General features: G+C 59.6%; 9 protein-coding genes. 6 read left to right on the forward strand and 3 right to left on the reverse strand.

Annotation, left to right across the window (positions count from 1 at the left end; translation table 11 throughout):
• Positions 1-127: 127 nt before the first annotated feature.
• From allE to ACYVDE_RS09980, 5 genes are all read left to right on the forward strand, one after another.
• Positions 128-874 carry a (S)-ureidoglycine aminohydrolase gene (allE, locus tag ACYVDE_RS09960; RefSeq protein ID WP_460501358.1) on the forward strand — a complete coding sequence of 249 codons (747 nt, stop codon included), beginning with the start codon at positions 128-130 and terminating at the stop codon, positions 872-874.
• A gap of 75 nt (positions 875-949) precedes the next feature.
• A complete protein-coding gene (locus tag ACYVDE_RS09965; protein ID WP_460501359.1) occupies positions 950-1,213 on the forward strand; it encodes a hypothetical protein in 264 nt (87 codons plus the stop codon).
• Entirely contained in the window at positions 1,213-1,722 is a 510-nt protein-coding gene (uraD, locus tag ACYVDE_RS09970) for a 2-oxo-4-hydroxy-4-carboxy-5-ureidoimidazoline decarboxylase (protein ID WP_460501360.1), read from the forward strand. Before ACYVDE_RS09965 ends, uraD begins: the two co-directional genes overlap by 1 nt.
• The gene (gene uraH, locus ACYVDE_RS09975; RefSeq protein WP_460501361.1) at positions 1,719-2,057 is read left to right on the forward strand and encodes a hydroxyisourate hydrolase; all 339 of its coding nucleotides are present in this window, start codon (positions 1,719-1,721) and stop codon (positions 2,055-2,057) included. Before uraD ends, uraH begins: the two co-directional genes overlap by 4 nt.
• 153 nt (positions 2,058-2,210) lie before the next feature.
• A complete protein-coding gene (locus tag ACYVDE_RS09980) occupies positions 2,211-3,650 on the forward strand; it encodes a DUF6986 family protein (RefSeq protein ID WP_460501362.1) in 1,440 nt (479 codons plus the stop codon).
• 142 nt (positions 3,651-3,792) lie between these two features.
• On the opposite strand, the gene ACYVDE_RS09985 is transcribed toward ACYVDE_RS09980, so the two are convergent.
• A complete protein-coding gene (locus ACYVDE_RS09985) occupies positions 3,793-4,290 on the reverse strand; it encodes a hypothetical protein (RefSeq protein WP_460501363.1) in 498 nt (165 codons plus the stop codon).
• 191 nt (positions 4,291-4,481) lie between these two features.
• On the opposite strand from ACYVDE_RS09985, the gene ACYVDE_RS09990 reads away from it, so the two are divergent.
• Positions 4,482-5,522, forward strand: a complete 1,041-nt coding sequence (locus tag ACYVDE_RS09990) for an RtcB family protein (RefSeq protein ID WP_460501364.1) — start codon at positions 4,482-4,484, stop codon at positions 5,520-5,522.
• A gap of 105 nt (positions 5,523-5,627) precedes the next feature.
• Here the strand turns inward: ACYVDE_RS09990 and ACYVDE_RS09995 are convergent, their stop codons facing one another.
• On the reverse strand, positions 5,628-6,017 hold the full coding sequence (locus ACYVDE_RS09995; protein ID WP_460501365.1) for an STAS domain-containing protein: 390 nt from the start codon (positions 6,015-6,017) through the stop codon (positions 5,628-5,630).
• 8 nt (positions 6,018-6,025) lie between these two features.
• Positions 6,026-7,939: molybdopterin cofactor-binding domain-containing protein (locus tag ACYVDE_RS10000; protein WP_460501366.1), on the reverse strand; the 1,914-nt coding region annotated here is incomplete at its 5' end.

Genomic DNA, 7,939 nt, shown 5'->3' on the forward strand with positions numbered 1-7,939 from the left:
CGCGCAGTCGAAGCATCTCTACCGCGAGAGTAAGTCAAATTCTTGCGCGGTAGAGATGCTTCGACTGCGCGGACGCCAGATGGGCATGACGGGCTTTTTTCTTCTGATTTCTAATTCCCACCCGTACATGGAAATGTCCGCCCTGACGCGCTCCGTGGTGAAGCGCAACCACGCCATCATTGCCCCCGATGGTTACATCAACAGCAACGTGCCCGGCTGGACGGGCTGCACCACCAACGTCATCATCAACGAGCAGATGGGCGCCCGCCTCTGCCAGACGCTCATTACCCTCACCGACGCCGGCCGCGTGCAGGGCGAAACCGAGACCTCGCAGATTTTCTTTTACGTGGTGCAGGGCAGCTGCACGGCCACCGTGGGCGGCGAAACCCGCCAATTGAAAGTGGGCGAGTATGTGTACGTGCCCGTGGGCCAGCATTACGATTTTAGCCAGCCCGAGGCCGGCACGCAGCTGCTCACCTTCCACAAAGTGTATGAGCCGCTGGCGGGCCACGCCACGCCGGGCGTGTACTGGGGCGAGCGCGACTACAGCAAAGCCCCCATCTACATGAACGACGAGGCCCTGCGCATCCAGGAATTGCTACCGAACGAACTGGGCTTCGATATGGCCGTGAACATCTTCACCTACGGCATTGGCGGCAACCTGCCGATGGTCGAAACCCACATCATGGAGCACGGCCTGATGTACCTCGAAGGCCAGGCTATCTACATGCTCGACCAGTGCTGGTACCCAGTTCAACAAGGCGATTCCATCTGGATGGCGCCCTATTGCCAGCAGTGGGCCACGGCCATGGGCCAGGAGCCGTCGGTATACATCTACTACAAGAACGTGAACCGCTTCCCAACGGTGAAGTAGTGTATTTGAAATAAAAAGAACGTCATGCTGAGCGTAGTCGAAGCATCTCTACCGCGCAAGTAATCAGCTACCCGAATGAAAATCATTGAATGGTTTCTTTCGTCGCTAGCGTGGCTCCAGATATTTATTTCTCCGACAGTTATTGGTGCAATTCTCGGGGTGATTATCTGGCTGAATATGCGCAATGCTTGGGGCTTGAACTCGGCAGTAATAATTGCGCTGATTGGCTGCGGCGTAGGTATTGCTTTTGCAGAGAAAGCACGGTGTGATAAAGGGACCATCGAGTTTATGGCCCGTAACATTGCCCACCCGGAACTGCGCGAAAAAGAAGATAAATAATGACCCTAACCGAACTCAACCACCTGCCCAAACCCGCCCTCACCGAAGCGCTGCAAAAGTGCTGCGGCTCCACGGCGTGGGTAGCGAACATGGCCGCGCAATTCCCCATTAGCGACACTGGAACGCTGCTGCGCGAAGCCACCGCCCAATGGAATAGCCTGACTGAAGCCGACTGGCGCGAAGCCTTCACTCATCACCCCAAAATCGGCGGCGACGTGGAAGCCCTGCGCGCCAAGTTCGCCAGTACCAGCACCTGGGCCGAGGGCGAGCAGGCCTCCGTCCGCCAGGCCTCGCAGGCCACGCTGGAGGCGTTGGCGACGGGCAATGAGAACTACGAGCGCAAGTTCGGCTATATCTTCATCGTGTGCGCTACCGGCAAAACGGCCGATGAGATGCTGGCCCTGCTGCAAGCCCGTCTGCCCAACCAGCCCGCCGACGAAATTTTAATTGCTGCCGATGAGCAGGATAAAATCACTCACATTCGCCTCGAAAAACTCCTCGCCGCATGAGCCAGATTACCACCCACATTCTCGACACTACCAAGGGCAAGCCGGCGGCCAACGTCAGCATCGCGCTGCTGCAACAAGTTGGCGATAATTGGCAGGAAATAGCCCGCGGCAAAACCAACGCCGACGGCCGTATTCCCGACTTACTGCCGAAAGAAAAGCAGGTGGAATTGGGCCTGTATAAAATGAAATTCTACACCCAGGAGTATTTCGCGCAGGACGGTACGGCAAATTTTTATCCCTTCGTGGAAATCGTGTTTAACGTGGCCGAAAACGCGCATTACCACGTGCCGCTGCTACTGAACCCGTTCGGTTATTCTACCTATAGAGGGTCGTGAGAACGATGTAGAGACGCAATATTTTGCGTCTCGTCGTTGAACGACTCGCGTTGAACAACCGAAACCGCACCGTTCGAACAAACAACTAAACAACATCAGCAACGACGAGACGCAAAATGTTGCGTCTCTACCCCGCAATACCAATTCCCACCAATGAAACTCAGCTTACCCGAATCCGACAAAGCCGCCCTGCTCGACCAGCTCGGCGCGGCTAATATCAAATTTCAACAGACTTATCCCGGCGACCGGCCCGACCGCCAGCCTGTGCACACCGTGTACGGCGGCGCCAACCTCTTCAAGGCCGATACCTGCGTGAAGATGGGCGAAATCGCCCTCAACAACCTGCTCACCTACGCCCCCAACTTCGTGGAGCTGGCCCGCGCGCTGCAATTCAAAAACCACGAGCAGCTGCCTACGCTCGAAGCCGACGTGGCCGCCCTCACCGCCAAACTCGACGCCCTGAGCCCCGAGGACCGCAAGCAGGAGCCCGCCTGGCTGGCTTATTCGGTCTACAATAAGATTGTAGCGAAGCTGAAGCGTGAGGCTGTGGAAGACTTCCGCGTTGACTTCGAAGACGGCTTCGGCAACCGGCCCGACGCCGAGGAGGACGAAACCGCCGTGCGCGCCGCCAAGGAGGTGGCTAAGGGCATGCAGCAGGGCACGCTTTCGCCGTTTATCGGCATCCGCATCAAGCCTTTTACCGAAGATTTGAAGCAGCGCGGCGTGCGCACGTTTGACATTTTTCTGACTACGCTGCTGGCCGAAACCGGCGGCAAGCTGCCCGACAACTTCGTGGTGATGCTGCCCAAGGTGACCATTCCGGAGCAGATGACGACGATGGTGCGCCTGTTTGAACTGCTGGAAAAGGCCAACGGCTTGGCCCCCGGCACGCTCAAAATGGAGACGATGGTGGAAGCCACGCAAATCATCATGGACGAGGAAGGGCGCAACCCGCTCATGCGCATCATCCGGGCCAGCGAGGGGCGCTGCATTGCGGCCCACTTCGGCACCTACGACTACACGGCCAGCTGCGGCATCACGGCCCGGTACCAGACCATGGCGCACCCGGTGTGCGACTTCGCCCACCACATGACCAAGGTGGCGCTGGGCGGCACCGGCATCTTCCTCTCCGATGGGGCCACCAACGTGATGCCCATCGGCCCGCACCGCGGCGACAACCTGACCTTTGCCCAGTTGCGCGAAAACCGCGAATCGGTGCACAACGCCTGGCGCCAGGCCTACCACCACAGCACGCACTCGCTCATCAACGGCTTCTACCAGGGCTGGGACCTGAACCCCGCGCAGCTGCCGATGCGTTACGCGGCCACCTATAACTTCTTCCTCAGCAGCTACGACGACGCGGTTTTCCGCCTAAAAACCTTCGTGGAGCGCGCCGCCATTTCTACCCTCACCGGCGACATTTTCGACGACGCCGCCACCGGTCAGGGCCTGCTCAACTTCTTCCTGAAAGCCCTGAACTGCGGCGCGATTTCGGAAGAGGAAATCCTCGCCACCGGCCTCACGCTGGAAGAGGTGCAGACCCGCTCGTTCTACCGGATTTTGCAGGGGCGTCGGGCGAAGGCGGCCCAGTAGCGCGATGCCGCACCCCCGGCCCCTCTCCCCAGGAGAGGGGAGCCTGACGAATGATAACCAGAAAGCCCCACTGCTGAATGCAATGGGGCTTTTTTGTTGGTTTCTGAATTGCCGGCAAGCGAAGTAGCCGGCCCCCGCCGCCCTACAGCCAGGCCGCGCTCAGCGCATACGACACGGCCATGATGCCCGAGAACACGGCGCTGGCTATGAAGCGCCGGCTCACCGATATGCGGTTTTGAATGAGGTAGTTGGCGGCCAGCGACACCGGCGCGTTCAGCAGGAAGGAGCGGCCGGCCACGGGCAGCAGTGCCAGCGACAGCGTTTCGGCCGCCCCGCCGAACACGCCCAGAAACACGTAGTGCCGGGCAATCCAGAGCGGGTTGAAGTAGAGCAGGGTGAGGGCCGCGCGGCTGGTTTTGCGCAGCTGGCCGCTGCTGGGGCGCACCGGCACCCGCGAATCGAGCCAGCGGAAGAAGGCCGGCACCTCCGTGGAGTAGAGCAGGCCGCCCACCAGGGCCATGCCCAGCAGCCGCAGCCAGCTAAACTGATGCAGCAACAGCGCGGCGGCGGTGTCGCCAGCCGCATAAATCAGAAAGCCCTGCACGTGAGTGCTGAGGCGAATAGAACGAGTAAGTTGCACGGAGCGGATAGGGTCGTAAAAATCGGGGTGCAAAAGTACGAAAACCCTTTCCGGCGTCATAGGTGCAGCGAAAGAAAACGGCGGGTGCGCATACCTTTGTCGTAGCCTATGCTGAGGCTCCTGATATCGCGCGCATTTTGCGGCTGCTCCCCGGCGCGCGACCCTTTTATTTCAATCGTAAAGAAGACCTTGTGAAAACAGTCTATTTTACGGATAGTAGCGGCGTGGAGCAGAACGCGCTACAATCCCTTCTCGCTTTCGAGGAAAAAGAATCCATCGGCCAAATCGCCGTATTTCCGGATATTCACTACTGCTCCGAGCGGTCCATTCCGGTGGGGGTGGCATTTCGAACCACAGACGTTTTTTACCCGCTCGTTACCGGCAAGGACATGGGCTGTGGCGTGGCCTACCTGCGCATTCCCCGGCAGCAGGTGCTCCGCCCGTTTGACAAAGCCCGGCACTACCGGGCCTTTGAACGCGAGGTACACGGCATGACGGATGAAGGCCTGGGCGGCGGCAACCACTTCCTGGCCCTGGAGGCTTCGGACGACTACTGGTACATCATCGTGCATACCGGCAGCCGCAACCTGGGCATATACATGTATCAGTGCAACTGCGAGCTGCTACAGCAGCACAACCCGGGCCAAGACTGGCTGCCGCTCGAACTGGCCACGCCCGACTACTGCCGCGAGTACAGCCGGGTGCTGGCCTACGCGGCCAGCCGCCGCCGGGAATTCGTGTACAAAGCCTACGACTTTCTGCTACGCAACCGCTACGTGCTGCCGGGTGAGCCCGTCTTTGCCGATAGCTGCCACAACCTGTTGGAATTCAAGTCAGATTCGGTGATTCATCGCAAAGGCAGCACGCAACTGCTTGGCGAAGGGGAGGTGGTCATTCCCTTATCGATGAGCCGGGGCTCCCTCATCGTCAAGCCCAACCGCTGGGATGTTTCGCTTGAACAGGCCCTTTGGAGCTGCGCGCACGGGGCCGGCCGCCAGCATAGCCGTACCGATACGCTTAAGCACTGGCATTCCCTCAAAAAAGCGGAGAAGGATGCTTACCGACAACATTTTCCGGAATTGCTGAACCGGCAGGGCGATTTCGACAGCAGCATCCTGCAGGAGTTCGACTTTGCCTATAAAGATTCGACCGTCTTGCTCGTCACTCAACCTTATCTGATTCGGTGCGACGAAACCCAGCCTATTGTCACAGTGAAGTTTGCTGGCGTCTAGCCATCTATCTGACTAGCATGTGAAAAGCTGCCGCAGTTATTGTTTTCATAGTGCTGCAGAAACAAAAAGAGGCTGAAGCTATGAGAGCTTCAGCCTCTTTTTTATTCAAACTCTTTTCAAGAAATCAAGTGCTTCGTCAACGGAATTGAAATTGACCAATTCCCCGAATGCTTCTTCAGAGCCGAGTCTTTCAAATATTGTCCTTATTCCGGGCTTGAGGCCGCAAAAAACTACGCTGTAAGGGCCTTGGTTCGCCAGCTTTTCTTTGAGCAGTAGAATCTCCAGCCCCATCACATTGATGGATGTTAATTCGCCAATATTGACGATGACATTAGTTGCGCGTTTAATGTCTTCCGAATTACTGAGGGTGATAATTTCAGAAAGCTTTTCTGTGTCATATTCCTTGCCAATCGAAAGGATGATGACATTACCCATCCATTCAATTGACGAATTACGAGGCGAAGGCCGCAGCCAAGCCTTCAATAATCCCCACATAGCGCCTGCTATTTAGCTGCCACCGCAGCCACCTCACTCGCCCCCACAAACTCTGGGTACAAGCTCACCAACACCTTTTCCGGCGTCATTGGAGCCGAGAATGGGAGGGACGTGTGCCCCTGGAAGGCCCGCACCGCGTCGCGCAGGGCGAAGTAGGTGCCGATGCCGTACATGAGCGGCGGCTCGCCCACGGCCTTGGAGCGCAGGACGGCCTTGGGGTGGCCCGGCGTGTCGAGGAAATGCACGTCGAGCACCTTGGGCGCGGCGTAGATGTCGGGGATTTTGTAGCTGTTCAGTGAGTTGCTGAGTAGACGGCCTTCGGCGTTGTAGGCCACTTCCTCCATCGTCATCCAGCCGATGCCTTGCACCGCGCCGCCCTCAATCTGACCGCGGTCGATGATTTCGTTGAAGCTCTGGCCGAAGTCGTGGGCAATTTGCAGGGCATCCACGGTGTAGGTGCCGCGCAGGCAATCGACGGTGACGGTGGTGAGGGCCGTGCCGTACACGTGGTAGGCGAAGGGGTGGCCTTGGTTCACTGTCGCGTCGAAATGCAGGCCGGGCGTGGCGTAGTGGGCGTTTTCGGTGAGGGCCACACGCTTCCAGAAGGCCGACGACACCAGCTTTTCCCAGTTGGTATCGGCGGGCACTCCTGCCGCCAGCACCTGCTCGTCGCGGATTTCGAGGCCCTCGTAGTTGAGCGTGTACTCGGTGCTGGCGTGCTGGAGCAGGCGCTCGCGCAGGGCGCGGCAGGCCATTTCGGTGGCCTTGCCGTTGAGGTCGGCGGTGGCGCTGGCGGCGCTGGGGGAGGTGTTGGCCACGCGCGTGGTGTTGGTGGTTTCCACCTTGATGCGGTTCACCGAAATGCCCAGCGTGCGGGCCGCCACCAGCGCAATCTTGGTATTTACGCCCTGGCCCATTTCTACCGCGCCCGTGCTGATGCCCACCGAGCCGTCGGAGTAGATGTGCACCAGCGCCCGCGTCTGGTTCATGGGCGTTTTGGTGAAGCTGATGCCGAAGCAGATGGGCATCACCGCGAAGCCTTTTTTCCGGAGCTTATTGGTCTGGTTGAACTGCGCGACTTCGGCCCGAATAGCGGCTAAATCGAACTCCGCGGCGGCTGTGTCCCAGGCCTGCTCGGCGTGGCAGCCCTCGGCCGCCTGTCGGTACGAGAATAGGTCGCCCTCGCGCAGCAGGTTGCGGCGCTGCAGCTCGGAGGTGGGCAAGCCCAGTTCCTCGGCCGCTTTGGCCAGGGCCGATTCAATCACGAACATGCCCTGCGGCCCGCCGAAGCCCCGGAAGGCCGTGTTGGGCGGCAGGTTGGTGCGGCACGAATAGGCCGTGGCCGTCACGTTGGGAACGAAATAGGCGTTGGTGGCGTGGAAGAGCGTGCGCTCCATCACGGCCGGCGAGAGGTCGGCCGCCGCGCCCGCGTTCTGGTAGAACTCAACCTCGTAGGCCACGATTTTCAGGTCCTTATCGAAGCCGATTTTGAAATCGGACGAGTAGGGGTGGCGCTTGCCGGTCATGCGCATGTCGGCCATGCGGTCGAGTACCAGCTTCACCGGTTTTTTGGTGAGGAACGCGCCCAGCGCGGCCAGGGCGCCCCAGGGCGTGGCCTGGTCTTCCTTGCCGCCGAAACCGCCGCCGAGGCGCGTCACGTCCACTTCCACCTGGTGCATGCCCAGGCTCAGCACCACGGCCGTGTGGCGCTGTACGGCCGTGGGGCCCTGCGTGGAGGAAATCATGCGCACGCCGCCCATCTCCGTCGGGAAGGCGTAGGCGCCCTGCGTTTCGATGTACAAATGCTCCTGCCCACCGTTCTCGGCCACGCCCTCAAACACGTGCGCGCACGAAGCCCAGGCCGCCGCCGAATCGCCGATGCGGAAGGTGCGCGGCGGCACGATGAACTCGCCCTGCGCCGC

The sequence above is a fragment of the Hymenobacter agri genome (assembly GCF_054778495.1).

Excerpts from the sequence above, each read along its gene's own strand:
- allE (WP_460501358.1), top strand. The coding sequence starts at position 128 with ATGGAAATGTCCGCCCTGACGCGCTCCGTGGTGAAGCGCAACCACGCC.
- ACYVDE_RS09965 (WP_460501359.1), top strand. The coding sequence starts at position 950 with ATGAAAATCATTGAATGGTTTCTTTCGTCGCTAGCGTGGCTCCAGATA.
- uraD (WP_460501360.1), top strand. The coding sequence starts at position 1,213 with ATGACCCTAACCGAACTCAACCACCTGCCCAAACCCGCCCTCACCGAA.
- uraH (WP_460501361.1), top strand. The coding sequence starts at position 1,719 with ATGAGCCAGATTACCACCCACATTCTCGACACTACCAAGGGCAAGCCG.
- ACYVDE_RS09980 (WP_460501362.1), top strand. The coding sequence starts at position 2,211 with ATGAAACTCAGCTTACCCGAATCCGACAAAGCCGCCCTGCTCGACCAG.
- ACYVDE_RS09995 (WP_460501365.1), bottom strand. The coding sequence starts at position 6,017 with ATGTGGGGATTATTGAAGGCTTGGCTGCGGCCTTCGCCTCGTAATTCG.